Origin of the sequence: Mesorhizobium sp. B1-1-6, assembly GCF_006443035.1 — a bacterium.
GTDB lineage: Bacteria > Pseudomonadota > Alphaproteobacteria > Rhizobiales > Rhizobiaceae > Mesorhizobium.
Genome location: NZ_VFWR01000004.1, coordinates 1 through 26,756 on the forward strand (window position 1 = coordinate 1; position 26,756 = coordinate 26,756).

Genomic DNA, 26,756 nt, shown 5'->3' on the forward strand with positions numbered 1-26,756 from the left:
TGAACCGCTTCGACGCCAAAACAGAAGCGGACAGATCATGTGCTACCAAACCGGACAACTTGATTAGCTACCGACAGGCTCGGCATCGGGCTTGGCGCGCGCAGGGTGAAGCCGGGATGCCGGCATCACTCTCGGGCATGCGTGGCCGTCGTGGGGATATGAAACGTCCCTATCACAAATCTTGACCTTCCCCGCACTTGCACCTCTGGCCGCTCTCTGGCTTTTTGGGACACCCATCCGAGCGGACTGATTCGTCACGCCGCTCTGCGTCGATTGCCGTTTTGCGGTGTGATCGATCTGGCGGGGCGTGAAGCGCGAGCGACTGGCGAAGGAGAAGACGCATGGCCGAGTTCAAGAAGCCCGAGATCTCCGAGATGAGACCCAAGATCACCGTTGTCGGCGTCGGCGGCGGCGGCGGCAACGCCATCAACAACATGATCGCCGAGCAGCTTCAGGGCACCGAATTCATTGCCGCCAACACAGACGCGCAGGCGCTCACCATGTCCAAGGCGACGCGGCTGATCCAACTCGGCGCGCATGTAACCGAAGGGCTGGGCGCCGGATCGCTTCCCGAGATCGGCCGCGCCGCGGCCGAGGAATCGCTGGACGAGATCATGGACCATCTGGCCGGCACCCACATGTGCTTCGTCACCGCCGGAATGGGCGGCGGCACCGGAACCGGCGCCGCGCCGGTCATCGCCCAGGCGGCGCGCAAGGCAGGCATCCTGACGGTCGGCGTCGTCACCAAGCCGTTCACTTTCGAGGGCAGGCGCCGCATGCAGATGGCCGAAGAGGGCATCGAGCGGCTGCGCGAAAGCGCCGACACCGTGATCGTCATCCCCAACCAGAACCTGTTCCGGATCGCCGACGCCAAGACCACATTCGCCGATGCCTTCGTCATCGCCGACCGGGTGCTCTACGCCGGCGTCAGCTGCATCACCGATCTCATCGTCAAGGAAGGCCTGATCAACCTCGACTTCGCCGACGTCAAATCGGTGATGCGCGGCATGGGCCGCGCCATGATGGGAACCGGCGAGGCGTCAGGCGATAGCCGGGCGATGAAGGCGGCGGAAGCCGCCATCGCCAACCCGCTGCTGGACGAAATGTCGATGAAGGGCGCCAAGGGCGTGCTGGTCTCGATTTCCGGCGGCCGCGACATGACCCTGTTCGAGGTCGACGAGGCCGCCACGAGAATCCGTGAAGAGGTCTATGAAGACGCCGACATCATCGTCGGCGCCATCTTCGACAAGAGCATGGAAGGCCGGTTCAGGGTTTCGGTGGTGGCCACCGGCCTCGACCGCGGGCTCGGCGTGGAAGATGCCGATGCCGGCATGGCGCACGACCATTCCATGCCATTCGCGGCGCGGACGTTGCAATAGGCGCTGCTCGCCGGCGGCCTTGGCCGCTTGCCGGGCACCTCGACGTCGCCGGCGCACCACCAAGTTCAGCGTGGACCTGATCACCCGAAAGCGGCTTGCCGAATGGTGCGATCCGCTCACCGGCGAATGCTGGGCGCCGCCGCTTCACCTGGACGGCGGCGATGGTGATCGGGTTCCTGCGCGAAATATAATCGACACCGCTTTCTTTCGCTGCCGCTGTGACCCTGACCGGTGCCACGCCCGGTGTTCGCTCGTCCATTCTCGTTGAAAATCAGCGTTTGCAGGCGCTTGGCGCTTGACTCCGATGCGTCCATGTGAAAAATTTTGCAGAACCTGAAAAAAATATCAGAGGGCGGAACGTGGTTGGATTTGGAAACGGCCTCTTGCGCGATGATGAAACCGGCATGGCGGCACGCGCCGCCTGGCTTCATTACGCTGGCGGCCTGACCCAGTCCGAGGTTGCCAAGCGCCTCGGGCTGACCAGCCTCAAGGCCCACCGCCTCATCACCAAGGCCAATCAGGAAGGGCTGGTGAAGGTCTATATCGACGGCGAAGTCTCGGAATGCGTCGAGCTCGAGGACGAGCTGTCGCGCCGCTACGGCCTCGATTATTGCGAGGTGGTTCCCGATTTCGATTCCGAGGAATTGCCGCTCAAGGCGCTCGGCATCGCCGGCGCGCAATTCCTCAAGCGTGAGATCGAACGCGGCGAGCAGGCGCTGATCGGCGTCGGCCATGGCCGCACGCTCGCCGCCTGCGTGGAATACCTGCCGCGCAGCTCGACAGACAAGATCCGCTTCGTTTCGCTGCTCGGCGGCTTGACGCGGAAGTTCTCGGCCAACCCGCATGACGTCATTCACCGCCTCGCCGAGCGCACCGGCGCCGAAGCCTATGTGATGCCGGTGCCAATGTTCGCCAACACGGTGGACGACCGCGCGGTGTTGCTGGGACAGAAGGGCATCAGCGAGGTTTTCGATCTCGCAAGATCCGCCGACCTTTTGTTTGCCGGCATCGGCACGGCCGAACGCGAAGCCTCGCTCGTCGCCACCGGCATGATCGAGAAGGGCGAGATGGAGGAGATCCGCCGCAATGGCGGCGTCGGCGAATTGCTCGGCCATTTCTTCGACGATGCCGGCAAAGCGGTGGCGACAACCCTTTCCAATCGGGCGCTGGCGCTGGCGCGCGAGGACATCGCCAGCCGCCGGATCGTCGCGGTCGCCGGCGGCAAGGTCAAGGTTCGAGCCGTCAAAGCGGTGCTGGAGGGCCGCTATCTCAAGGGCCTGATAACTGATGAGCGGACAGCGCGATCGCTCGTGGAGGAGACGCCAGTCGGGTAGCCGGCGTCGGTTCAGTTAAAACTACCCTGTGGAGGAGAAGACCAAATGCATGAGAAAGAGAAAGACCTCATTGACGCTTTCCTGCGCGGACAAGTCGACCGTCGTGGGCTGATCAAGGGCCTGGGTGCGATGGGCCTTGCCGCCGGCACGGCCGGTACGCTGCTCAATTTTGGGCAGACCCGGGCGCTGGCCGCCGACTTCGACTGGAAGGCGCACCAGGGCAAGACCATCAAGCTCCTGCTCAACAAGCATCCCTATGCGGATGCGATGATCGCCAACCTCGAAAACTTCAAGCAGTTGACCGGCATGAATGTCGTCTACGACGTGTTCCCGGAAGACGTCTATTTCGACAAGGTCACGGCCGCGTTGTCGGCGAGCTCGCCCGAATACGATGCCTTCATGACCGGCGCCTATATGACCTGGACCTACGGCCCAGCCGGCTGGATCACCGACCTCAATGAATGGATCAAGGATCCGGCCAAGACCAACCCCAACTATGCCTGGGATGACTTCCTGCCCGGGGTCAAGAACTCCTGCGCCTGGAACGGCAAGCCGGGCGGGGCCCTGGGGTCCGAAGACGCCAAGCAATGGTGCATTCCGTGGGGCTTCGAACAAAACAACATCACCTACAACAAGGGGATGTTCGACAAGGCAGGCGTCAAGGTTCCCGGCAATATGGACGAGATGGTGGCCGCGGCCGCCAAGCTCACCAAGGATGTCGGCGGCGGCGTCTACGGCATTGGCGTGCGCGGGTCGCGCTCCTGGGCGACGATCCATCCGGGTTTCCTTTCGGCCTACGCCAATTTCGACCAGAAGGATCTGAACGTGTCGGCCGACGGCAAATTGTCGGCCGCCATGAACACCGCCCAGTCCAAGGCTTTCCACAAGCAATGGGTGCAGATGATCCAGGAAAGCGGTCCGAAGGACTGGTCGACCTACACCTGGTACCAGGTCGGCGCCGATCTCGGCGCCGGCGCCTCGGCGATGATCTTCGACGCCGACATCCTCGGCTACTTCATGAATGGCGGCGACAACAAGATGGCCGGCAAGCTTGCCTTTGCCGCCTTCAAGGCCAACCCGGAGGCCAAGGCGCCAACGCCGAACATCTGGATCTGGTCGCTGTCGATGTCCAACTTCTCCAAGGACAAGGACGCCACGTGGTACTTCATGCAGTGGGCCTCCGGACCCGAGCATGCTCTGTTCGGCGCCACCAAGATGGATTTCGTCAATCCGGTCCGCCAGTCGGTCTGGAAGGATGAGACGTTCCGCGAGAAGCTGAACAAGAGCTATCCCGGTTATGTCGAGATGTTCGACGCCTCGGCGCCGGGCGCCTCGATCAAGTTCACGGCGCAGCCGCTGTTCTTCGATCTCACCACCGAATGGGCGGCGACGCTGCAAAAGATGGTGGCCAAGGAAGTGCCGGTGGACGAGGGTCTCGATAAGCTGGCCGAAAGCATCAACGGCCAGCTCAAGGAAGCCGGCCTCGGCTAGATGTAATGGAGGACCGGCCAGCCTTGGCAGGCCGGTCCTCACCTGACCTTTTCAAGATTGCGACGCGGGGCCGTAAGGTGGCCGCCAATTCGCCCGACCGGCCGCCTTGCTCCCTTGGGCGGCCGGCAGGGCGGAGCGACAGGGACAACGGAGCAGCACGATGACTGCGGTGGTATCGCAAAGGCCCAAGCCCTCGGGCTTCAGGATCAGCAAGAGAGTGCTGCCCTACGTGCTCAGCCTGCCGGCTCTGCTGGTCTGCATCGGCATCCTGATTCCGTTCCTGACCTCGGTCGTCTATTCCTTCCAGCGCTATCGGCTGAGCCAGCCCTGGGCGCGGCAGTTCAACTGGGGCGACAACTACATCTCCTTCTTCACCGATCCGAAGTTCTGGAACACGCTCAAGATCTCGCTGCTCTATGCCGGCACCACGGTGGTGCTGGAACTGCTTCTCGGCCTCGCCATCGCGCTGCTTTTGCAGAAGCGATCGACCCTGAACAACTTCATCTCGATCATGCTGCTGATGCCGCTGATGACGGCGCCGGCACTGGCCGCGCTGATGTGGAAGCTGATGACCAATCCCGGCTTCGGCGTGCTGAGCTATCTTGCCAGCCTCATCGGCTTACAGGACTTCCGCTGGGCCTCGTCGCCGTCGACGGCTTTGTTCACCGTCGTTCTCGTCGATATCTGGGTCTACACGCCCTTCATCATGATCCTGCTGCTTGCCGGCCTGCGCAGCCTGCCGACGCAGCCCTTCGAGGCCGCGGCCCTCGATGGCGTGCCGAGGAGCTTCGTCTTCTTCCGCATCACGCTGCCGATGCTGACGCCGTATATCCTGACGGCGACTTTGTTCCGCCTGCTCGATTCCATCCAGCAGTTCGACATCATCTACGCCATGACGCAAGGAGGACCGGGCGACACGCTGACCGTCTTCCAGGTCGAGGCCTATCTCAACTTCTTCCAGTCGACCAATGTCGGCCGCTCGGCGGCGCTGATGATCATCCTGTGGGCGATCACCTATTTCCTCTCCAACATCTTCATCAAGAACTGGCTCAGGCTGCGCGAGCGCGCCCGTGGCCAGGCATAGGAGGAGGCAGCCATGGAACACACCTCCTTGCTTGAACGCACCCTGCGCGGCGCGGCACTCACGCTGGTCGTGATCTTCTTCATGTTCCCGATCGTCTGGATCCTGATGATGTCGTTCCAGACCAACGAGACCATCCTGCGCATTCCGCCGCAGCTGGTCTTCGAGCCGACGCTTGCCAACTACACAGCGCTGATCACCGGCAAGCTGACGACCGCCGCCGGCACGCTCGACATCGCCTTCATGCGCAACCTGTGGAATTCGGTGTTCCTGTCGGTGACCTCGGTGGCGGTCTCGCTGCTGCTCGGCGTCCCGGCGGCCTACGCCTTCGCGCGGCACAAGTTCCGCGGCTCGGAGGACATCGCCTTCACGCTGCTGTCGTTCAGGTTCGCGCCGGCCCTGCTGGTGCTGTTGCCGCTCACGCTCTATTTCCAGAAGCTCGGGCTGGCCAACACCTATATCGGGCTGATCTGGGTCTACCAGCTGATCTGCCTGCCGCTGATCCTGTGGATCGTGCGCGGCTATTTCGAGGATATTCCGGCCGACATCGAATATGCCTATCGCATCGGCGGCCATTCCTGGTTTGCCACCTTCCGCAAGATCGCGCTGCCGCTCGCCGGCCCCGGCATCGCCGCTGCCGGCCTGCTTGCCTTCATCTTCGCCTGGAACAATTTCGTCTTCGCGCTGGTGCTGGCCTCGGCCGACAAGCAGCCGGTGACGGTCGGCGCGCTCGCCTTCATCACCTCCTCGGGCATCCAGTACGGCCAGATCTCGGCGGCCATCGTCCTGTCGATCACGCCGACGCTGGCGCTCGCCCTCTATGCACAGCGCTATCTGGTCGAAGGCCTGTCGCTCGGCGCGGTGAAGGGGTAGTTCCATGGCCAGCCTCGAACTCAGAAACCTCGTCAAGCGCTACAAGAGCCAGACCGTGCTCGACAATCTTTCGCTGACCGTCGCTGACGGTGAGACGCTGGTCCTGTTCGGACCCTCCGGCGCCGGCAAGACGGTGCTGCTGCGCCTCGTCGCCGGCGTCATCGACCCCGACGAAGGCAAGATCCTCATCGGCGGCGAGGACATGACCGACGTCGACGCCGAATTCCGTGGCGTCGGCATGGCGTTCCAGAATTTCGCGCTGTTTCCGCATATGAGCGCGTTCGACAACATCGCGACGCCGCTGGAGGCCAAGCGGTCGTCGCAGGGCGCGATCAAGGCCGGCGTCGAGAGCGTCGCCAAGCTGTTGAAGATCGCCCATGTGCTCTCCCACAAGCCGCGCGCTCTTTCCAACGGCCAGAAGCAGCGCACCGCGCTTGCCCGTGCGCTGGTCGGCTCGCCGCCGCTGCTGCTGCTCGACGATCCCTTGCGCAATGTCGACGCCAAGCTGCGTTTTGAGATGCGGCTCGAACTGCCGCGACTGCTTGCCGACCGCGGCGCCACCGTCGTTTACGTCACCCAGGATTATAAGGAAGCCATGGCGCTCGGCGACCGCATCGCGGTCATGTCGCAAGGCGTCGTCAGCCAGCTCGGCACGCCCGAACAGATCTATCGCGAGCCGGCAAATGTCGAGATCGCGCGGCTGTTCGGCGACCCGACCATCAACCTGCTCGACGTCAAGCCGGCGCTTGGCGCCAAGGGAATCCATGTCGCCCTGTCGAATGTGCAGGTCCATCTCGGCGGGGCTCCCGAGACCGCGGTCGGCCGCGACTGCATCATCGGGCTCAGGCCGGAAGCACTGCATTTCGTCGGAGAAAATGAACCCGGCGCCATTCCGGTGACGGTCGAGGCCGAAACCCCGCTCAACGAAAAGATCGTCACGCTGGTGCGCACGTTGCGCGGCCGCGAGATCCTGGTTTCGCGGCCGGCCGGAACACCGGGCCGCAGCGAAGGCAAGGCCCACATTGCCGTCGACGGCAAGAGCGCCCTGTTGTTCGATCGCGCCGGCGGCGAGCGCATCGGCTCGAAGAATGTCGTCAGTTTGCGCAACGGAGAAGCCGCATGAGCGCGAGCGCACTCACCATTTCCGGCGTCGACAAATTCTATGGCCCGATCGACCGGGGCGTCCACGCCGTCAAGAAGCTGACGATGGAGATCGGCAAGGGCGAGATCGTGGCGCTGCTCGGTTCGTCCGGCTGCGGCAAGACTTCGACCTTGCGCATGATCGCCGGCTTCGAGGAGGTGTCGCGCGGCGCGATCGCGGTCGCCGGCCGCCAGGTGCACACGCTGCCGCCGGTCAGGCGCAACGTGGCGATGGCCTTCGAGGGCTATTCGCTCTACCCGCCGCTGACGGTGCGCGAGAACATGGCCTTCGCGCTCAAGGCGGCCCGGCTGCCCAGAAGCGAGGTTGAGGCCAGGGTCGCCAGCATCGCCAAGCTGCTCGAGATCGAGGATATATTGGAGCGTTACCCAAGCTCTATCTCCGGCGGCCAGCAGCAGCGCGCCAGCCTGGGCCGGGCGCTGATCCGCGACGCCGATTTGCACCTGCTCGACGAGCCGATGGGGCAGCTCGAACCGCAGCTTCGCGCCGTGCTGCGCGGCCGCATCAAGCATTTCATCAAGGAGCGCGGCTTGACCGCGATCCTGGTCACCCACGACCAGACCGAGGCCAATGCGCTTGCCGACCGCATCGCGGTGATGGAAGGCGGCGTGCTGCAGCAATTCGATACGCCGGACAGGATCAAGGAGCGTCCGGCGAACCTGTTCACCGGCACCTTCGTCGGCGAGCCGCCGATGAATGTCTTCGAGGCCTATGTTGGAACCGCCGCCGGCCGCATCAATCTCAAGCTGCCCGACGGATTGTCGCTCGACTACGACAAGGACGCCTTCAGCGCTCCCGTCCGCGACCAGCTGCTCAGCCGCGAGCGGGTCGTCATCGGCATCAGGCCTTACGCGGTGCGGCGCTCGAAGGAGGGTGTTCCCGCCAGGGTCTCGGCCAACCAGTGGCTTGGCGACCAGACCCATATCGCGGCCGATTTCGCCGGCGGCTCGCTGGTCCTGGTCGAGCACGACCGCACTCGGCTGGATCTTGGCGCGCCGATCAATGTCAGCATCGACCCGAAGAACCTGCATGTCTTCGACCAGGCGAGCGGCGAGGCCATCTCGCACGGCATGGAGCTCGCCTGATGCGTGATCTCTTGATCGGTATCGACGCCGGTACTTCCGTCATCAAGTCCATCGCCTTCGACACGAAAGGCCGGCAGATCGCCGCCGCGGCAACGCCGAACCATTACGAGACGCTGCCGGGCGGCGGCGCCGAACAGGATCTTGCGCGCACATGGGTGGATGCGGCGGCGACCTTGCGCCAGCTCGCCGAGAAAGTGCCCGATCTCGCCGGCCGGACCATCGCCATCGCGGTGACCGGGCAGGGCGACGGCACCTGGCTGATCGACGGCAAGGGCGAGCCGGTGGCGAAGGGCTGGCTCTGGCTCGACGCGCGCGCCGCCGGCGTCGTCGAGGAGATCCGCGCGCGGCCCGAGGACCGGCTGCGCTTCGAAAAGACCGGCAGCGGGCTCGCCGCCTGCCAGCAGGGCTCACAGTTCGTGTTCATGAAGCGCAACATGCCTGAAATGCTCGACAAGGCGGCGACGGCGTTTCATTGCAAGGACTGGCTCTATTTCAAGCTGACCGGCGAGCGCGCCACCGACCCCTCCGAGGGAACCTTCACCTTTGGCGATTTCCGCACCCGCGACTATAGCGAGGATGTGCTCGAGGTGCTCGGCGTCGCCGACCTCAGGCATTTGCTACCGCCGGTCACAGACGGCACCAGGCACAGCGCCGGTCTGTCGCAGGCGGCGGCCGCCGCCACCGGCATGCTTGCCGGCACGCCGGTCGTGCTCGGCTATGTCGACGTCGTCTGCACCGCGCTTGGCGCCGGCCTGCTCGACCGCGAACGCAAGCCCGGCTGCACAATCATCGGCTCCACCGGCATGCATATGCGGCTGGCCGAGACGCCGGACGACGTGCAGCTCAACGAGGCCGCGACCGGTTATACCATGGCCATGCCGGCGCCCGGCGTGTTCGCGCAGATGCAGTCCAACATGGCGGCGACGCTCAACATCGACTGGGTGCTTGGGCTTGCCTCCGGCATCCTCGCCTCGCAAGGCATCACCCGCAGCAATGGCGAAATGATTGCGCTCGTCGATGCCTGGATCGCGGCCTCGCAGCCCGCCTCACTGCTCTACCAGCCCTATGTGTCGGAGGCCGGCGAGAGGGGGCCGTTCGTCGATGCCAATGCGAGAGCCGGCTTCGTCGGCATTTCCTCGCGCCACGGCTATGCCGACCTGGTGCGCGCTGTCTTCGAGGGATTGGCCTTCGCCGCGCGCGATTGCTACGCCGCCATGGGGCCATTGCCGCGCGAGATCCGGCTGACCGGCGGCGCCGCCCGAAGCCCGGCGCTGCGCAAGATCCTCGGAGCCGCCGTCGGCGCAGACATCCGCACCAGCCAGCGCGAGGAGGCCGGGGCGGCCGGCGCGGCGATGATAGCCGCGGTCTGCGTCGGCCTGTACAAGTCGATGGACGAATGCGTCGCGGAATGGGTGACGCCGCTGCTTGGCGAGGCGGAGCCGAGCGACCGGAACCTCGCCGCGATCTACGACAGGATGACCCCGTCCTACATGTTGGCGCACAAGGCGCTGCGGCCGGTCTGGCGCGCGATGGCTTCAGTGCAGGCAAATTGAGAAGTCGAGTATGCCCAGGAAAATAGCGATCATTGGCGACAACTTCATGCTTCCGGAGGTGTTTCGCGCCAAAATCGAGAAGGTCGCGAGCGGTGACCTCGATGTCAGGACATTGCAGACGGCCTGGCCCGACGAGCCGATGGAATTCGGCGATCCGGCGCTCGGCCTCGACAAGGTCAAGGAGTATTTCGGCCGTCCCGACGAGGTCGTCGAGTTCATCGGCGACGCCGAGATCCTCGTCACCCAGCTCGCGCCGCTGTCGGAAGGCATGATGCGGCGCCTGCCGGCGCTGAAGCTCGTCGCGGTTTCGCGCGGCGGCCCGATCAACATCGACATGGAAGCGGCCCGCACACATGGCATCACTGTCGTCAATGTGCCCGGCCGCAACGCGACCGCCGTGGCCGAATTCACCATCGGCGCGATATTGGCCGAAACACGGCTGATCCGGGTCGGCCACGAAGCGCTGCGCAGGGGCGAATGGCGCGGCGATCTCTACCGCGCCGACCGCACCGGCCGCGAGCTTAGCGAGATGACGGTAGGCGTCGTCGGTTACGGCAATATCGGAACAAAGGTAGTCAGGCTGCTGCGCGCTTTCGGCTGCCACGTTCTGGTCAGCGACCCCTATGTGCAGTTGAGCGCAGAGGACCGCAACGCCGGCGTCGAACTGGTCGCGCTTGACGATCTCCTATCCCGCTCCGACGTGGTCACGCTGCATTCGCGGGTGACGCCGGAGACGCGCGGCCTGATCGGCAAGGACACCATCGCGCGGATGAAACCCGGCGTGATCTTCGTCAACACGGCGCGCGGGCCGCTGGTCGACTATGACGCACTCTATGAGGCGCTTGTTTCAGGCCAGATCGCCAGCGCCATGCTGGAGACGTTCGCGGTCGAGCCTGTGCCGTCGGACTGGCCCTTGCTGCAGCTTCCCAACGTGACGCTGACGCCGCATATCGCCGGCGCCTCGGTGCGCACCGTGACCTATGCGGCCGAGCAGGCCGCCGAGGAAGTGCGCCGCTATATCGCCGGGCTGCCTCCGGTCAATCCGTGCTGAGGCGGCAGCCATGGTGTGTAAATCCGGCAGCGAGATCGTGACGAGATGAGCGGCGGACCCGAAATCGTCGACCTTTTCGTCATCGGCGGCGGCGTCAACGGCGCCGGCATAGCCCGCGATGCGGCAGGCCGCGGCCTCTCCGTCATCCTGTGCGAAAAGGACGATCTGGCGGAAGGCACCAGTTCGCGATCGGGCAAGCTCGTCCATGGCGGCCTGCGCTACCTCGAATATTACGAGTTCCGCCTGGTGCGCGAGGCGCTGATCGAGCGCGAGGTACTCCTGGAATCGGCGCCGCACATCATCTGGCCGATGCGCTTCGTGCTGCCGCACAGTCCTGACGACCGGCCGGCCTGGCTGGTGCGGCTCGGCCTGTTCCTCTACGACCATCTCGGCGGCCGCAAGCGGCTGCCGGCCACCCGCACGCTCGACCTGCGCACCGCGCCCGAGGGCGCGCCGATCAAGGACGAGTTCAAGCGCGGTTTCGAATATTCCGATTGCTGGGTCGACGACGCCCGTCTCGTGCTGATCAATGCGCTGGATGCGCGCGAGCGCGGAGCGAAGATCTTCACCCGAACCGCCTGCACCGCCGCACGCCGGGAAGGCGGCCTCTGGTCGGTGGAGATGCGCGACGGCAAGACCGGCGTGAAAACCACCGTGCGGGCGCGGGCGCTGGTCAATGCCGCCGGCCCTTGGGTCAACGACATCATCAACCGCGTTGCTGGCCAGAACTCGACGCGCAATGTCCGCCTGGTCAAGGGCAGCCATATCGTCGTGCCCAAATTCTGGGAGGGCCGCCAAGCTTACCTCATTCAGAACAGCGACAAGCGGGTGATCTTCATCAATCCTTATCAGGGCGATCTCGCCTTGATCGGCACCACCGACATTCCCTATGACGGCCGACCCGAGGACGTGGCGGCGGATGAGAGCGAGATCGAATACCTGATCAGGGTGGTCAACCGCTATTTCAAGCGCGGCCTCGCGCGCGGCGATGTCGTCTATTCGTTCTCCGGCGTCAGGCCGCTCTATGACGACAATGCCGACAACCCGAGCGCCGTGACCCGCGACTATATTTTCGAACTCGACGCGCCGGATGCTGAGGCGCCGCTGCTGTCCGTCTTCGGCGGCAAGATCACCACCTTCCGCAAGCTCGCCGAGCATGCGCTGGACAGGATCGCTCCGTTCTTCCCCCGGATGGGCAAGCCCTGGACGGCGAAGGCCCATCTGCCTGGCGGCGACATCGCCAATGCCGATTTCGAACAGTTTCTAGGCGATCTCGGGCGGGAGTATCCATGGATGCCTGCATCGCTGCTCAAGCACTACGGCCGGCTCTACGGCACCAGGACACGTCTTCTGGTCGGCGCGGCCCGTTCGCTCGCGGAACTCGGGCGATGCTTCGGCAAGGATTTCTTCGAGCGCGAGGCCAGTTACCTGTTCGAGCAGGAATGGGCTGAGACACCGGCCGACATTCTCGAACGGCGCACCAAGCACGGCCTGCATCTTTCCGCCGAGGAGAGATCGGCTTTCGAACACTGGTGCGCGAGCCGGCTGGCGAGGGCAGGGTGATGGCAATCATCGCCAATGTAGCGCGACAGGGCTGAGAGGATCGCGATCGTGGCATTCACGCTCTCCCTCAACACCAATCCGCTGGTCAACCGCTTTGCCGAGCCTGACGACCTGGTCGATACCATCGCCTACGACATCGGCATCAGGGACATTCAGCTCACGCATGAATTCGTCAATCCGGGCTGGCCAGCGGCGACGATCGTGAAATTCGTCCGCCTGTTTCGTGGCGCACTCTCCCGCACGGGCGTGCGCGTGACCTCGGGCATGACCGGTCCTTACGGCCGGCTCAACCATTTCGGCCATCCAGACGCGGACGTGCGCCGCTACTATGTCGGCTGGTTCAAGACCTTTGCCGACATCTCGGCCGAGCTTGGCGCCGGCGGCATGGGTACCCAATTCGCGATCTTCACCCATCGCGATTATGATGATCCCGCGCGCCGCGCGCGCCTGTTCGACATTGCACTGGAATGCTGGCGCGATGTCGCCGAACACGCCCGCGCGGCCGGGCTTAACTACCTGTTCTGGGAGCCGATGTCGGTCGGCCGCGAGTTCGGCCACACGATCGAGAATTGCAGGCTGCTGCAGAATGCGATCGACGCGGCCGGGATGGCCATTCCGCTGGAGATGATGGTCGACATCGACCATGGCGACGTCACCTCCAGCAACCCGGCCGATATCGATCCCTATGCCTGGGCCGAGATTTTCCCCAGGAAGTCGCCGATCATCCACATCAAGCAATCGTCGATGAACAAGGGTGGCCATTGGCCGTTCACCGCGGCTCACAACAGGGACGGCCGCATCACGCCTGAAAAGCTGCTGGAGACGGTGCGGCGCGGCGGCGGCACCGACAACGAGATCTGCCTCGAACTGTCGTTTCGCGAGCGCGAACCGGTCGACCACCAGGTGGTCGCCATGATCCGCGAATCGGTCGACTACTGGGCGCCCTTTATCGACACGGGCAGGCCTGACCTGCTGCCGAAAAACGGGTAGAGGTCGGAGTGGGGAGCCGATGCCACTCGCGCTGTTGACGTCCAACCGGTTGGCCCGCCAGCGAAGCAACCAGATGACATATTAGATAATGCGAGTATTGCGGCAGCCTGCGCTGCTGATTGCTATAAAAGTACAATGCGAAAGATACTTTTGTTTAACTTCGCCATGCATACTGCGAATTGGTCCGATTTGTTTGTCCGGCTTCCCTCGCGAACTAGAGAATCCGCATGTCGGTTACACGTCGTACGCTGCTCACGGCCGGAAGCGTCGGCTTGCTGGTCGCGCAAGCTCGGGCGGCCAATACTCCAGGACAGCAGGCGGAGATCGCTCCCGTCGTCGGCGACAATGCGCTGCGCATTGCAATGCCGGCCTTTGCCTCCGATCCATTCTTCCCGGCCGATGGATCGGGGAACAGCGGCATAGACATGGAACTGGCCCGCGGCATAGCAGCGGAGCTCGGCGTCGAGCCGGTGTTCGACCGATCCGCCGCAACGTTCGACGGCATGGTGAAACAGCTGACTTCCGGCCAGGCGGACATAGCCATCGGCAAGCTCAGCCGAACCCTTCGCCGTGGCCGCTCAATCCTCTATTCCCGGCCCTATGCCATGCTGCACCAAGGCCTCATCGCCAATCGCCTCAACCTGGCGCGCATCGCGCAAGGCAAACCACCCGAGCAGATCATCCGCGATTTCTCGGGCGATCTCGGCGTGATCGAGGGCTCTTCATTCGCAACCTATGCCGCGACGACCTTCCCGCATGCACAAGTTCATCGTTTTGCAGGCTGGGACATGGTTGTCGATGCGATCCGCGATGGGACGATCGACATGGCGTATCGCGACGATTTCGAGATCAAGAAGCTGATGGTCGACGATCCGTCGATGACGGTCGCCGCGCGCTCGATCACGCTGACCGACAAGGTAGACACGATCGCAATCGGTGTGCGACCGGACAATCCGCATCTCGCGGCGTTTATCGACCTTTACCTCGATCTCGCGCGCGGTCAGCAGGTTCTCAACACTGACGAGATCATCGCGCGCTACCGGTTGGGGAGCAAAGCCTGACGATGGCCGTCACGGAAGCAGCCGGACCCTTGGCTTTCGATTGGCGCCTGGCGGCGAGGCACATATTGCGCTCGCCCGCGACGACGATTGCGATGATCGGGGCGGGAATCCTTTGCGGCCTCTATTATCCAGCATTTGCCCATGCGATCAGCCCGGTGGCGCAGCTCTACCTGAATTTCCTCAAGATGGTCGTCCTGCCCTACCTGGTCTCGTCGGTCATCTTCTCGATCATGTCGATGGTTCAGGATCCCAACTCGGTCCGTTACCTTGGCCGGGTGGGTATGGCGGTGCTGGTCGTGTCGTTCCTGAGCGTATTGGTGAGTGGCACCTACTCGCTTGTCCTTCAGCCGGGCCAGATCGAGAATCCTCAATCGCGCATCGAGCTTGGCGAGTTCATCAATTCGCAGGGCAGTGTATCCACCGATCTCGCATTCCCCTACCAACCACCACCCAATGAGGGATCCGACACCGGGCATTCGATACTGCTCGATCTTGTACCGAACAACGTCTTCAGCGCGCTGGCCTCCGGTCAAACCATCCAGGTCCTGCTGTTCTGCCTGCTTTTCGGGCTCGCGATGGGCAAGATTCCCCAGCCTTCGTCCATGAGCCTGTCTCAGGCGCTGAACGCGGTTTACCGGGCCTGCACGGTCCTTACCAACTGGTTCATCTGGGGATTGCCGTTTGCAACCTTCATCCTGATCGCGGATCAGACCGCGTCGACCGGAACCAAGCCGCTCACGCTGATGGGCGGTTATCTGCTGGTGATGGGTCTTTCCTGCCTCACATTCATCGCCGGCGCATTTGGCGTTATCGCCATCCGCTCTCGGCGAAGCTACTGGGCCACGATCAAGACCTGTCAGCCCCTTCTCATGGTAGCCATCACCACGCGCTCTACCGTCGCCTCGCTTCCGTGGGTCATCAACCTGCTGAGCGAGCGTCTGCGGTTCAGCCTCGTGGTCGTCGAACTGCTCGTGCCGCTGCAGGCGGCATTGCTGCGGACAGGCCCGGCGCTGCTTTACACGTCTGGTGTTCTTTTCATCGCTCAGCTCTACGGCCGTCCGCTGGCAATCCCCGACCTCCTGCTCGTCGGCATCACCTCGGCGCTTCTCGCGCTCACGACCGGCGGCATGGGCAGCCTGCTCATCCTGTCCCAGATGTCGATCGTCTGTGGCTACCTGAAGATTCCCTTCGAGGCGGCGTTCGCCCTGTTCGTCGCGGTCGACGCGGCCGTCGACACGTTCATGACGCTGTCTAGCGTCTGCACCGTTGCGGCGAGCACCGCAATGATCGCGCCCAGCCACAGGGAGACAACGCAGTCTGTCGAAGCGGCGTCGGAACAGCTCGAAGCCGAGCCCGCTCGATGATCGACCATGGCATCAGCCTCCAGCTCGGCGTCATTGGCGGCCTCGGGCCGTTGGCATCGGCTGACTTCTACTTCAAGCTGACCCGAATGACCCAGGCGTTCCGGGACAATGAGCATGTGCCCGCCGTCATCCTCAGCGTGCCACAGCTGCCTGACAGGACCGAGGCGATCCTTGCCGGCCATGACGGTCCGCTGGCGTCTTTGAAAGCCGCGGTCTCGACGCTCAATGCGCTCGGCGTTGCCTGTATCGCAATGCCGTGCAACACCGCCCATCATTGGTATGAGCAGCTGGCGGCGAGCTCGCAGGCGCGGATCATCCATATCGCCGACGCGGTCGTAGCTGAAACCCATCGTAGCCTGGGCCGAGGCAAGGTTACGATCCTCGCCACGCAGGGCACGCTGGTCTCCGGCTTCTATCGGGACAGGATGTCGGCGGCGGGATTTGAGCTCTGCTTTCCCGCTGTCACGGAATTCCAGGGTCGCGTCGATAGAGCGATCGGCCTCGTCAAGGCCGGTTCGATCGCGGAGGCGGCGAGCGAAACCGAGCGCGCGCTTGAAATCGCGCGATCGGCCGGCACCGACACGGCCATTCTCGGCTGCACCGAACTATCGGTGGTGGCCGCCAGCCTCAAGCCTACGAACGGATTGGTCGTCATCGACAGCAATGCAGCCCTGGCGCGAGCCTGTTTGACACGGTTGGGCTTCGCCGCGCAGGACGTTCCGCGACCTCGGCCGGTGTTCTCATCCCGCAAAGAGCTGGAGCGGTTCGGCGGTTCTATCCAACACTGAACCGCTCCGGGAATTGGTCGTTTAGCCGAATTTCGGATCGAGGCTGCCCGCTTTGTAACGCTTGGCCATTTCCGAGACCGGCAGCGGCTTGATCTTCGGCGCGTTGCCGGCGGTGCCGAACTGCTCGAAACGCTCCTTGCACAGCTTCCTCATCGCCGCCATCGCCGGCGTCAGATATTTGCGCGGGTCGAATTCCGAGGGATTTTCCGTCAGCACCTTGCGGATCGCGCCGGTCAGCGCCATGCGGTTGTCGGTGTCGATGTTGATCTTGCGCACGCCATGCTTGATTCCGCGCTGGATCTCTTCCACCGGCACGCCCCAGGTCGGCTTCATCTGCCCGCCATATTTGTTGATGATCTCCTGCAGATCCTCCGGCACCGAGGACGAACCATGCATGACCAAGTGCATGTTCGGCAGGCGGCGGTGGATTTCCTCGATGACGTTCATCGCCAGCACCGCGCCGTCCGGCTTGCGCGAGAATTTATAGGCGCCGTGGCTGGTGCCCATGGCAACCGCCAGCGCGTCGACATGGGTGTCGCGCACGAACTGCTCGGCCTGCACCGGATCGGTGAGCAATTGGTCGTGGCTGATCGCGCCTTCGATGCCGTGGCCGTCCTCCTGCTCGCCGCCGCCGCTCTCCAGCGAGCCCAGCACGCCGATCTCGCCTTCGACCGAAACGCCGCCCCAATGCGCCATATCGACGACGCGCTTGGTGATGCCCGAATTATAGGCGTAGTCGGCCGGCGACTTGCCGTCCTCCTTGAGTGATCCATCCATCATCACCGAGGTGAAACCATGCTGGATCGCGGTGACGCAGGTAGCCTCGTTGTTGCCGTGGTCGAGGTGCATGCAGACCGGGATGTCGGGATGGATCTCGACCAGCGCATCGATCAGCTTGGCCAGCACCACGTCATTGGCATAGGCACGCGCACCGCGGCTTGCCTGCAGGATGACCGGCGACTTGGTCTCCTCCGCAGCCTCCATGATGGCGAGGCCCTGTTCCATGTTGTTCATGTTGAAGGCCGGCACGCCATAGCCGTATTCGGCGGCGTGATCGAGCAATTGTCTCAGTGTGATGCGAGCCAACGAATAGTCTCCCGTATCTGGTTTCTAACCTGTGCTTGCTGGCTGTCCGCGCATCGTCCAGCCCACCGATGCTTCTGGCCGGATTTCCGCGCAACCGCAACCGTCAGACACCGTCCCGGCAGCAATTCTTGTTACAGGGCCGTGATGAAAGCCACGGGAATATCCCAGGAAAATATCTCATTATAACAAAAATCATGATAGTTTCAGGAAGAAATATGTTATCTTGTCGAGGAGCCAGCGCCGGTTGGCGGATAATGGCAGCAATGAAGAGCGATAGCAGACGTCAAGGCATCATGGACTTTCTGATGGACGTCGGCGCGGCGAGCGTCGACGATCTTGCCTCACGCTTTGGCGTCTCCAGGATGACGGTGCATCGTGATCTCGACGACCTTGAGGAGAGCGGTTTCCTGCGCAAGGTGCGTGGCGGCGCTTCGATCCAGCCGAGCGGTCTCTTCGAAAGCGATTTTCGCTACCGGCAGAAGCAGGCGACAGGGGAAAAGCAGCGCCTTGCGGCGGCCGCCGTGGCGATGATCGAACCCGGCCAGACTGTCATCATCGACGACGGCTCGACGGCTGGCGGCATCGCACGGCATCTCGCCGATTTCAGGCCGCTGACGGTGATCTCCAACAATCTGGCCGTCATCCAGGACCTGGCCGGCGCCGGGGGCATCGACCTGATTGCGCTCGGCGGCCAGTATAGCAAGAAGTTCCACGGCTTCTTCGGACTGCTTGCCGAGGCTTCGCTGAGATCGCTGCGCGCGGACGTCGCCTTCCTGTCGTCATCGGCTATCCACGGCGCCTCCGCTTTCCACCAGGACCAGGAGGTGGTGCAGATCAAGCGGCTGATGATGGAAGCAGCGACCCGCAAATACCTTCTGGTCGATCACGGCAAGTTCGGCCGCACGGCGCTGCATTTCCTGACCGAACTCGAGGCGTTCGATGCCGTCTTCACCGGTCGCGCGCCTGAGCCCGGAATGCGCGCCGCACTGGATGCCGCCGGCGTTTCGCTGACGGTGGTCGCCAACAAGGATTGAGGATCAAGGAGCGCAGGCGTGGTTTATTGGGTCGGTACAAGCTGGAAGATGAACAAGACGCTCGCCGAGGCGCTGGATTTCGCCGGGGCATTGGCCGGCTTCGTGCCAGGCTTCGACGAGCGCATCCAGCCTTTCGTCATCCCGCCGTTCACGGCGGTGCGCGAGGTCAAGCAGGCGCTGTCGTCGACGCGGGTCAAGGTCGGTGCCCAGAACATGCACTGGGCCGATGCCGGGGCCTGGACCGGCGAGATCTCGCCGCTGATGCTGAGCGACTGCGGTCTCGACATGGTCGAACTCGGCCACAGCGAACGGCGCGAGCATTTCGGCGAGACCGATCGCACCGTCGGCCTGAAGACGGCGGCCGCCGTCAAGCACGGACTGATACCGCTGATCTGCGTCGGCGAGACGCTGGCGGAGCGCGAAAACGGCAAGGCGGATGCGGTGTTGACCGGCCAGGTCGAGGGTGCGCTGGTGTTCCTCGAAGGCGAGGCGAAGGCGGCAAAAATCCTGTTTGCCTATGAGCCGGTCTGGGCGATCGGCGACAAGGGTATTCCGGCCAGCTCCGCCTATGCCGAAAAACAGCAGGCGCTGATCAAGAAAGTGGCCGGCGGCCTGCTGCCGTCCATCCCGCCGGTGCTCTATGGCGGCAGCGTCAATCCCGGCAACGCGGCCGAGCTGATCGGCCAGCCCAGCATCGATGGCCTCTTTATCGGCCGCTCGGCCTGGCAGGCGGAGGGCTACATCGACATCCTCAGGCGCGCCTCGGCGGCGATCTGAACGAACGAAATCTCATTCAAGAAAGGACACGACCATGAAAATAGCCATTGGAGCCGACAGCGCCGGCAAGCCGTTGCTTGATGTCATCGCCGCGCATCTCGCGACAAAATCCGGCCTCACCGTCAGCGACCTCAGCCAGGCCGGCTTTTATGCCGACCTGTCACAAAAGCTCGCCCAGACGATCATCGACGGCGAGAACGACCGCGGCATCCTGTTCTGCGGCACCGGCATCGGCGTCTCGATCTCGGCCAACAAGGTGCCTGGCATCCGGGCGGCACTCACCCACGACACCTATTCCGCGGAGCGCGCCGCCAAATCCAACAACGCGCAGATCATCACCATGGGCGCCCGCGTCATCGGCCCGGAACTCGCCAAGGCGATCGTCGATACCTGGTTGGCCTCGGAGTTCGACGAGAAGGGACCGTCGGCCGGCAATGTCCAGGCGATCAACAAGCTCGATGAAGCGAAGCAGGCCTAAGCCAGGTTGTCGCGCAAAGCCTCGATGACGGTCACGGCCGAGGCGGCGCCGGGGTCGATATGGCCGAGCGAGCGTTCGCCGAGCCGCGAGGAGCGGCCCTTGACGGCGATCATGTCCTTGGTCGCCTCGGCCCCCAGGCGCGCCGCGTCCACTGCCGCGTCGAGGCTTTCGGCAAGACCTTTTCCCGCCGCATTGCTGGCGCCGGCCGCTTCCGCCGCCGGCAACCAGGCGTCGATCATCGTCTTCTCGCCGATCTCGGCCTTGCCGCGATCGCGGATGCCTTGCGCCATCGCCTGGAACAGCGCGACGACATCCGCATCAGCTAGCGTGGTCTTGCCCTTGACGGCAGCGGCGGCGCGCATGAAGGCGGTGGCATAGAGCGGGCCAGACGACGCACCGACCGCGTTGAGGAACGATTTAGCCGCCATGTTGAGAAGCGCGGTCGGCTCGGTCGCCGTCAGGTCGAGTGGCGCCAGCGCGTCGCGCACCGCGTTGAAGCCGAGCGCCATGGCGATGCCGTGATCGGCGTCGCCGATGACGCCGTCGAGCTGGCAGAGCCGGTCCTTGTCGGCTTCGATCGCCACCGCGATCGCATCGAACATTCTCTTCAGGTCAGCGCTATCGATGCTCACGGGTCACTCCTCAGCCGGCGCGGAACATGGCGCAGTCGCACGGATGGTCGAGCATGGTCTGCAACTCGCCATCGAGATGGAACAGCGTCACCGAGGCGCCGGCCATTTCGAGCGACGTGCAGTAATTGCCGACCCAGGTCGCATGGATGGAAACGCCGATGTCGTCGAGACGCTGCTTGACGCGACGGTTCATGATGTAGAGCTCCATCAACGGTGTCGAGCCCAGCGAATTGACCAGCACCGCAACCTTGTCGCCACGCGAAGGCGCCATCTCGGCAAGGATATTGTCCAGCATCTCGTCGCTGATCTCGTCGGCGGTCCCGAGCTTGCCGCGCGCGATGCCCGGCTCGCCATGGATGCCCATGCCGATCTCCATCTCGTCGGCGCCGATCTCGAAATTCGGCCGCCGGGTCTGCGGCAGCGAGCAGGGCGACAGCGCCACGCCCATGGTGAAGGTATGGTCGTTGGCCTTGCGCGCCATGCGCTCGCATTCGTCGAAGGAGAGCATACGATCACAGGCCGCGCCGGCCGCTTTGAAGACGAAGAAATTGCCGGCGACGCCGCGGCGCTTCTGCCGCTGGTCGCGCGGTGCCGAGGCGACATCGTCGGTGGTCAGCACCGTGCGCACCTCGATATCGTCCATGGCGGCCATTTCGGCCGCCATGTCGAAATTCATCACGTCCCCGGCATAGTTGCCGTACGTGAACAGGACGCCGGCGCCGCCGTTCGCCGCCTTGGCGCATTCAAGGATGGGATCGGGTGGCGGCGAGGCAAAGACATTGCCGATCGCCGCCGCGTCCGCCAGGCCCTTGCCGACAAAACCGAGAAAGGTCGGCTCATGGCCCGAGCCGCCGCCGACGACGAGCCCGACCTTGCCGGGACGCGGTCCGTTGCGGGCGATGATCGAGCGCGGGCTGCCGTCCGCGCTCCTGAGATGGCTGGGATGCGCGGCCAGAATCCCCTCTAGCATCTCGTCGACGGCACGGTTGCCGTCATTGATGATCTTCTTGGTCTGCACCGGCATCCTCCCGAACTCGGCATTTTCCCGAGATACTACAGGCTGTTACCGCGATTTCCACCCCGCTCTCGGCTGTTTCAGGCGGCGATGTGCCTTCGCGCCGCCAGAATCTGGAGGCATGCGCCGGCCGCTTCCTTGCCCTTTACCTGGAAGTGCTCGAGGAAGAAGCGGTGGTGCTCGGAGCTGTCGTGGTAATTGTGCGGCGTCAGTACCGCCGAAAGCACCGGCACGCCGGTCGTCAACTGCACATTCATCATGCCGTCGATGACCGCGCCGGCGACGAATTCGTGCCGGTAGATGCCGCCATTGACGACGAAGGCAGCGCCGAGGATCGCGGCGTAGCGACCCGTCTCGGCCAATGTCTTGGCGTGCAGCGGGATCTCGTAGGCGCCGGGCACGTCGAAGATTTCGACGGCAAAGCGGCCGTCGCCCAGTGCAGCAAGCTCCGCCTCGAAGGCAGCGACACACTGGTCGACGATATCCGCGTGCCAGCGCGCCCTGACAACGGCAACGCGGGTCGTTTCATAGTCTTTGTGGGAATGCTGATTCATGGGTCCATCCTTCCGTTTCGAACCAGAATCAGGACGCACGATACGAAAACCGGCCGCCGGGGCGGTCCGTCTTCCGTTTCGTTCTCTTCCATCCGGACTGTAACCGTCGGCTCCGGAATCACACCGGATCTGCTGACCCTTCCGGTTTTGCCGGAAAGCGCTCGCGGGCTTGGGTCCCGCGCATGACCCCGAAAACCGGACCGGTTTTCGGAAAGAAATCATGCGCAATCAGGAGTCCTTACCGCCGGTGGGGACTTTCACCCCGCCCTGAGAACATTAACGGCTTTGTATGGAAGGGCAGGGGCGCCGCTGTCAACCGCGCGCGGGCTGGTGGCCCATCACGTCCTGTGTGGCTGGCGCGTGCGCCAGGCGGCGGCCGAAGCCGCGACCAGCATCAGCAACGCCGCCACCATTGCCGATGCGGCAAAGCCGAAATCCGAATATAGCGGCCCGAAGCCGGTGGTGCCGACAAAGACCGCCAGATATGTCACCGCGCTGTTCAGGCCCATGATCGTGCCGCGCCGTGACGGATCGAGCGCCGACAGGCGCATCACCAGCACGTTCAATCCGAAATGATTGGCGAGACCCCAGGCCGCCACCATGGCGAGCGTCATGCCATAGCTGTTGCTTGTTGCGGCGATCGCGACATAGACGATGGCGACGAGCAGGTAAGCGAAGGGCATGACGCGGCGAGCCCCCAGACGATCGATGATGCCGTCGAAGAGCGCCGCCGTGCCGAACCCGGCGCCATAGGCGAGTGCGGCCAGGCCGTTGGCGCTGACCGGCTGGCCCAGCCCGCTGTGCAGATGGTCGCCAAGATAGCCATAGACACCGTAGAAGGCGGTCATGAAAGCGCCGCAGGCGATCAGAAGCGGCACGATGCCGGGAATGCCGAGCGCCTCGAGCGGCGCTGGAGCCGGGCCGGCCTTTCTGACATCCGGGAGTGACGATGCGGTAAGGCTGCCAAGCGCCAGCGCCGCCAGCAGCGCCACGGCGGCGAAGACGGCCCGCCAGTGCACGAGATCGGCAAGCACCGCCGACAGCGAAACGCCGGCCACCATGCTGAGCGTCCATCCGGTCAGCACAACGCCGATCGTTCCGCTTTCCCGTCCAGGTGGGGCAATCGCCGCGGAACTGGCATAGATTGCCGGCATGGCGACGCCGGCGGCGATGCCGGTGAGAAGCTGCGCAGCGACCAGCGCCATCACCGTCGGCGCCACCGCGCTTGCGACAAGCGCCAACGTCAGCAACAGCAAGGCCGCCTGAAGCATCCGGCGCGCGCCGACCCGGTCGATGTAGCGTGCCAGGAACAGGGCGCTCGCCGAGGTGCCGAGGCCGAAGGCGGCGGCCGCCATCATAACGACAGGCACGCTGGTCGCGAACGACACGGCCACGGCGGGAGCAATTGGACCCAGCACCAGGGAGTTCGAGCCGATGACGGCGATGCATCCGGTCAAGAGATAGGCCAGTGCCGGGATGGGCGGCCGGGCATTCGCACCCAGGGTTGCTGCTTGATCGCTGTTCGACATATATTCATAATGGCCGTATTTTATTCGGCTACAATCGGGAATTTCCACTATGGACGAAGAAACAAATGGCATTCCGCAGAACAGGCCGGCGCCCCGCGATCTCGACGCGATCGACAGAAAGATATTAGGCGTTCTCGTCGACGACGCCACGGTCAGCTATGCTGAGCTTGGCGATCGTGTCGGCCTCTCGCCGCCCGCCGCGCATGAGCGCGTCAAGCGCCTTCGGCGCAGCGGCGCCATTCGCGGCACGGCTGCCATCATCGACCCCAAGGCGGTCAAGAAGCCGCTGCTGGCATTCGTGCATATCGACACCAAGGGCTGGGGCAAGACGCCGGAGCTGATGGCGGTTTCGCAATATCCGGAGGTCGAGGAGATCCACACGGTTGCGGGCGACACCTGCATGCTGCTGAAGGTCCGCACGGAGGACACGCGGGCGCTCGAAGGCCTGCTGTCGCGCCTCTACGAGACACCCGGCGTCACCTCGACGCGCAGCTACGTGGTGCTGTCGACCTATCTCGAGCGGCCGGTGCAGCCCGGCGTCACGACGCAGTGGCCGGCGCCCAGGCACATGGCCGAGCCCCTGTACTAAGGCCTGATGCCGATAGCGAAGCGGTTTTCGGACGACGTCATGCTCTATCTCTTTGATTTGGAGCTGGACTGGTCGTCTCCGCCGAAAACGGCGCAAAACAAGCAATGATATGCTAATCTCCCGAGCCTCTAGGCAGAGGGCGGGTGATGGCAACGCTGGAAACGGACAAGGTATTCGCTGGCTCCATACCGGAAAACTACGACCGCTATATGGTGCCGTTGATTTTCGAGCCGTTCGCTGCGGATCTTGTAGCGCGAGCAGCGTCCCTGTCGCCCGCCGCGGTTTTGGAGACGGCCGCCGGCACCGGGGTCGTTACCCGAGCATTGGCGCCGAAATTGTCTCCCGGCGCAAGCTATACCGTAACCGACCTCAACCAGCCGATGCTCGACTACGCCGCTTCGCGACAACCTCCCGACGGTCGCATCACATGGCGTCGGGCGGACGCCTTGGCGCTGCCGTTTGAAGATGCGGCCTTCGACCTCGTCTGCTGTCAGTTCGGTGCGATGTTCTTTCCCGACCGGCCATCTGCCTACCGCGAAGCCAGGCGTGTCCTGAGGCCGGGCGGACATTTCCTGTTCAGCGTATGGGATCGCATCGAGGAGAACGTCTTTGCCGATGATGTGACGAATGCTCTCGCAAGGATCTTCCCCGACGATCCGCCGCGCTTTCTGGCACGCACACCCCATGGCTACCACGACAAGGCAGTGATCCGTCACGAGCTGGAGGATGCTGGGTTCTCCGGTGTAATGATCGAGACGAGAGCCGAACAAAGCCGTGCATCCTCGCCGCGCCTTCCCGCCGTCGCTTATTGCCAGGGAACTGTGCTTCGCACCGAAATCGAGGCCCGGGAGGCTGGGAAGCTGCAAGCCGCGACCGACTACGCCGCATCCGCGATTGCAGACAGACATGGCAGCGGCGCGGTGGCCGCCAAAATTCAGGCTCACGTCATCATGGCAACGGCTTAGCTTCCCAGCCGGATCGTCTCGAAATAGGCGTCGGTGCCGACCTGGCCGCCCTTGAGCGCGATTTCGAGTCCATCGATTGCGCCGCCGCCATGGGCGACACAGAGCGGTGATCCCGGCGATTGTGGCAACGGCATGCGCACGGTCAGCGCGTCGATGGCCAATTGTCCGAGCGCGTGACTGGAAGTGTCGCCACCCGCGATCACCGCGCGCTTGAGTTTCTGTTCCACGATCAGCCGGCGCAGGATTGTTCCCAGCGCTCGCCCGAGCGTGTTTCGCGCGCCTTCGATCCGGTCGATCTCGGCGCCACGGTCGGCCTGTGGGCCAAGCGCGGTGTAGAGGATGACGCTGCGGCCCTTGGCCAGGCTCGCCAGCCCGGCCGCGACCGCGCGCTCGATTGCCTCCTTGGCGCCCTCCGTGACCAGTTGCATGGCATCCATCTCGACGCCGTCGAAACCGTGGGCAAGGGCGTGGCGGATCTGCTTTTCGGTGGTCGGCGACACGCTGCCCGAGACCACCGCGAGGCGGTCTACCGGTCCCGGCGGCGCGAACGACGCCTGCCCGGAGGCAATGCCTTTGCCGGCCCATTCGGCAAGCAAGGCATATTCGACGCCCGAGGATCCGACGACGAAGCCATGGCCTTGGTCATGGATGCGCCAGATCTGTTCGCCGACGCGTCTCTGTGTCTGGCGGCTTTCGACATCAAACAGGATGACCGCCCTGTTTTGCACGGCCTGGTCGACCGTTTGCGCGAGATCGTCGGTCTGCAATGCAGCCAGGTCGACAAGGCCGGAGCTGAGACTGGTCTGGCGCGAGAGATGCACGAGCAGGTCTGCTTCGTTCATCGGCGTCACCGGATGCCTGCTCATCACCGGATGCCTGTCGATGCGGAAATACTCGCCGCGGAACGCCGCGAAAAGATTGCCGAAGGCCGTGTAGCGCTTGAGCTGCGGCGCGCCGACGACCATCGGCACGCTACTCTGGCCGAAGATGCGCCGGCCGATCTCGATGGCGCGGCCGATATTGCCGACCGTCGGGCTGGAATCGAAGGTCGAACAGATCTTGTAATGGCAGATCGCCGCTTCGAGGCTCTTCAGCCATTCGAAGGCGGGCGCCAGATTCTGCTCCATCCATTGCGGCGTTTCGCTTCGGCTGGTGCCGGCCAGTCCGACGGCGCGGCAATGGAAAAATCGCGCCAGCAGGCGCTCATCGGGCCGACGCATGAACAGCACCGTCGGCACGCCGCCGAGCTCGAGCGCCTCCATGACATCCGTCGAGCCGGTGAGGTCGTCGCCATAATAGCTCAGGAGCAGGTTCTGCATGGCTTC

The 26,756-nt window shown here is 63.9% G+C and carries 26 protein-coding genes and 1 riboswitch; of the genes, 20 read left to right on the forward strand and 6 right to left on the reverse strand.

All coding sequences use genetic code 11. The features are described from left to right. The 15 genes from FJ979_RS32835 to FJ979_RS09255 all read left to right on the forward strand — a co-directional run. A partial coding sequence (locus tag FJ979_RS32835) for a hypothetical protein (protein ID WP_210241465.1) occupies nucleotides 1-185 on the forward strand: 185 nt, incomplete at its 5' end. 156 nt (nucleotides 186-341) lie between these two features. After that, entirely contained in the window at nucleotides 342-1,379 is a 1,038-nt protein-coding gene (ftsZ, locus tag FJ979_RS09190) for a cell division protein FtsZ (protein ID WP_140497755.1), read from the forward strand. A gap of 359 nt (nucleotides 1,380-1,738) precedes the next feature. Further along, nucleotides 1,739-2,713, forward strand: a complete 975-nt coding sequence (locus tag FJ979_RS09195) for a sugar-binding transcriptional regulator (RefSeq protein WP_181165158.1) — start codon at nucleotides 1,739-1,741, stop codon at nucleotides 2,711-2,713. A 45-nt stretch (nucleotides 2,714-2,758) separates the two neighbouring features. Beyond that, complete coding sequence (locus FJ979_RS09200; RefSeq protein ID WP_140559298.1) at nucleotides 2,759-4,204, forward strand: extracellular solute-binding protein; 1,446 nt, start codon at nucleotides 2,759-2,761, stop codon at nucleotides 4,202-4,204. A gap of 160 nt (nucleotides 4,205-4,364) precedes the next feature. After that, entirely contained in the window at nucleotides 4,365-5,288 is a 924-nt protein-coding gene (locus FJ979_RS09205; RefSeq protein ID WP_013896837.1) for a sugar ABC transporter permease, read from the forward strand. A gap of 12 nt (nucleotides 5,289-5,300) precedes the next feature. After that, nucleotides 5,301-6,158, forward strand: a complete 858-nt coding sequence (locus tag FJ979_RS09210; RefSeq protein ID WP_140497759.1) for a carbohydrate ABC transporter permease — start codon at nucleotides 5,301-5,303, stop codon at nucleotides 6,156-6,158. Between the two features lie 4 nt (nucleotides 6,159-6,162). After that, on the forward strand, nucleotides 6,163-7,281 hold the full coding sequence (locus FJ979_RS09215) for an ABC transporter ATP-binding protein (protein ID WP_140580652.1): 1,119 nt from the start codon (nucleotides 6,163-6,165) through the stop codon (nucleotides 7,279-7,281). Beyond that, the gene (locus FJ979_RS09220; protein ID WP_140580654.1) at nucleotides 7,278-8,402 is read left to right on the forward strand and encodes an ABC transporter ATP-binding protein; all 1,125 of its coding nucleotides are present in this window, start codon (nucleotides 7,278-7,280) and stop codon (nucleotides 8,400-8,402) included. The genes FJ979_RS09215 and FJ979_RS09220 overlap by 4 nt, the downstream gene beginning before the upstream one ends. Continuing rightward, on the forward strand, nucleotides 8,402-9,955 hold the full coding sequence (locus tag FJ979_RS09225) for an FGGY-family carbohydrate kinase (RefSeq protein ID WP_140580655.1): 1,554 nt from the start codon (nucleotides 8,402-8,404) through the stop codon (nucleotides 9,953-9,955). Before FJ979_RS09220 ends, FJ979_RS09225 begins: the two co-directional genes overlap by 1 nt. A gap of 10 nt (nucleotides 9,956-9,965) precedes the next feature. Next, nucleotides 9,966-11,006 (forward strand): 2-hydroxyacid dehydrogenase, encoded by a 1,041-nt coding sequence (locus FJ979_RS09230; RefSeq protein ID WP_140580656.1) that lies wholly within the window; start codon nucleotides 9,966-9,968, stop codon nucleotides 11,004-11,006. Nucleotides 11,007-11,051: 45 nt separating this feature from the next. After that, nucleotides 11,052-12,569, forward strand: a complete 1,518-nt coding sequence (locus FJ979_RS09235) for a glycerol-3-phosphate dehydrogenase (protein ID WP_140497769.1) — start codon at nucleotides 11,052-11,054, stop codon at nucleotides 12,567-12,569. Between the two features lie 48 nt (nucleotides 12,570-12,617). Then, on the forward strand, nucleotides 12,618-13,559 hold the full coding sequence (locus FJ979_RS09240) for a TIM barrel protein (protein ID WP_140580657.1): 942 nt from the start codon (nucleotides 12,618-12,620) through the stop codon (nucleotides 13,557-13,559). 227 nt (nucleotides 13,560-13,786) lie between these two features. Beyond that, nucleotides 13,787-14,620: a transporter substrate-binding domain-containing protein gene (locus FJ979_RS09245; protein ID WP_181168569.1), complete on the forward strand. Its 834-nt coding sequence runs from the start codon at nucleotides 13,787-13,789 to the stop codon at nucleotides 14,618-14,620. Between the two features lie 2 nt (nucleotides 14,621-14,622). Next, entirely contained in the window at nucleotides 14,623-15,984 is a 1,362-nt protein-coding gene (locus tag FJ979_RS09250) for a cation:dicarboxylase symporter family transporter (RefSeq protein ID WP_140580659.1), read from the forward strand. Continuing rightward, nucleotides 15,981-16,772 (forward strand): amino acid racemase, encoded by a 792-nt coding sequence (locus FJ979_RS09255; protein WP_140580660.1) that lies wholly within the window; start codon nucleotides 15,981-15,983, stop codon nucleotides 16,770-16,772. Before FJ979_RS09250 ends, FJ979_RS09255 begins: the two co-directional genes overlap by 4 nt. Before the next feature lie 21 nt (nucleotides 16,773-16,793). Here the strand turns inward: FJ979_RS09255 and fba are convergent, their stop codons facing one another. After that, a complete protein-coding gene (fba, locus tag FJ979_RS09260) occupies nucleotides 16,794-17,858 on the reverse strand; it encodes a class II fructose-bisphosphate aldolase (RefSeq protein WP_140559305.1) in 1,065 nt (354 codons plus the stop codon). Nucleotides 17,859-18,121: 263 nt separating this feature from the next. Between fba and FJ979_RS09270 the strand changes: the two genes are divergently transcribed. Genes FJ979_RS09270 through FJ979_RS09280 form a run of 3 tightly spaced genes read left to right on the forward strand, consistent with a single transcriptional unit; the run spans nucleotide 18,122 to nucleotide 20,147 of the window. Then, complete coding sequence (locus FJ979_RS09270) at nucleotides 18,122-18,892, forward strand: DeoR/GlpR family DNA-binding transcription regulator (RefSeq protein ID WP_140580661.1); 771 nt, start codon at nucleotides 18,122-18,124, stop codon at nucleotides 18,890-18,892. Nucleotides 18,893-18,910: 18 nt separating this feature from the next. Continuing rightward, on the forward strand, nucleotides 18,911-19,669 hold the full coding sequence (locus tag FJ979_RS09275) for a triose-phosphate isomerase (protein WP_140580663.1): 759 nt from the start codon (nucleotides 18,911-18,913) through the stop codon (nucleotides 19,667-19,669). A 34-nt stretch (nucleotides 19,670-19,703) separates the two neighbouring features. Beyond that, complete coding sequence (locus FJ979_RS09280) at nucleotides 19,704-20,147, forward strand: RpiB/LacA/LacB family sugar-phosphate isomerase (RefSeq protein WP_140497783.1); 444 nt, start codon at nucleotides 19,704-19,706, stop codon at nucleotides 20,145-20,147. Here the strand turns inward: FJ979_RS09280 and dhaL are convergent. The 4 genes from dhaL to FJ979_RS09300 form a co-directional block, all read right to left on the reverse strand. After that, nucleotides 20,144-20,779, reverse strand: coding sequence for a dihydroxyacetone kinase subunit DhaL (gene dhaL / locus FJ979_RS09285; RefSeq protein WP_181170887.1), 636 nt, complete (start codon nucleotides 20,777-20,779; stop codon nucleotides 20,144-20,146). The genes FJ979_RS09280 and dhaL overlap by 4 nt on opposite strands. 10 nt (nucleotides 20,780-20,789) lie before the next feature. After that, nucleotides 20,790-21,797 (reverse strand): dihydroxyacetone kinase subunit DhaK, encoded by a 1,008-nt coding sequence (locus FJ979_RS09290; RefSeq protein ID WP_140580665.1) that lies wholly within the window; start codon nucleotides 21,795-21,797, stop codon nucleotides 20,790-20,792. A 77-nt stretch (nucleotides 21,798-21,874) separates the two neighbouring features. Further along, on the reverse strand, nucleotides 21,875-22,348 hold the full coding sequence (locus FJ979_RS09295; protein WP_140497787.1) for a 6,7-dimethyl-8-ribityllumazine synthase: 474 nt from the start codon (nucleotides 22,346-22,348) through the stop codon (nucleotides 21,875-21,877). A gap of 76 nt (nucleotides 22,349-22,424) precedes the next feature. Further along, nucleotides 22,425-22,627: riboswitch (FMN riboswitch) on the reverse strand. A gap of 59 nt (nucleotides 22,628-22,686) precedes the next feature. After that, nucleotides 22,687-23,877, reverse strand: coding sequence for an MFS transporter (locus tag FJ979_RS09300; RefSeq protein WP_140580667.1), 1,191 nt, complete (start codon nucleotides 23,875-23,877; stop codon nucleotides 22,687-22,689). A 49-nt stretch (nucleotides 23,878-23,926) separates the two neighbouring features. On the opposite strand from FJ979_RS09300, the gene FJ979_RS09305 reads away from it, so the two are divergent. Together FJ979_RS09305 and FJ979_RS09310 are read left to right on the forward strand one after the other, a co-directional pair. After that, the gene (locus FJ979_RS09305) at nucleotides 23,927-24,466 is read left to right on the forward strand and encodes an Lrp/AsnC family transcriptional regulator (protein ID WP_140497789.1); all 540 of its coding nucleotides are present in this window, start codon (nucleotides 23,927-23,929) and stop codon (nucleotides 24,464-24,466) included. Between the two features lie 146 nt (nucleotides 24,467-24,612). Next, on the forward strand, nucleotides 24,613-25,431 hold the full coding sequence (locus tag FJ979_RS09310) for a class I SAM-dependent methyltransferase (protein WP_140580668.1): 819 nt from the start codon (nucleotides 24,613-24,615) through the stop codon (nucleotides 25,429-25,431). On the opposite strand, the gene FJ979_RS09315 is transcribed toward FJ979_RS09310, so the two are convergent. Beyond that, the gene (locus FJ979_RS09315; RefSeq protein ID WP_140580670.1) at nucleotides 25,428-26,750 is read right to left on the reverse strand and encodes a four-carbon acid sugar kinase family protein; all 1,323 of its coding nucleotides are present in this window, start codon (nucleotides 26,748-26,750) and stop codon (nucleotides 25,428-25,430) included. The two genes, FJ979_RS09310 and FJ979_RS09315, sit on opposite strands and share 4 nt — an antisense overlap. Nucleotides 26,751-26,756 lie beyond the last annotated feature (6 nt).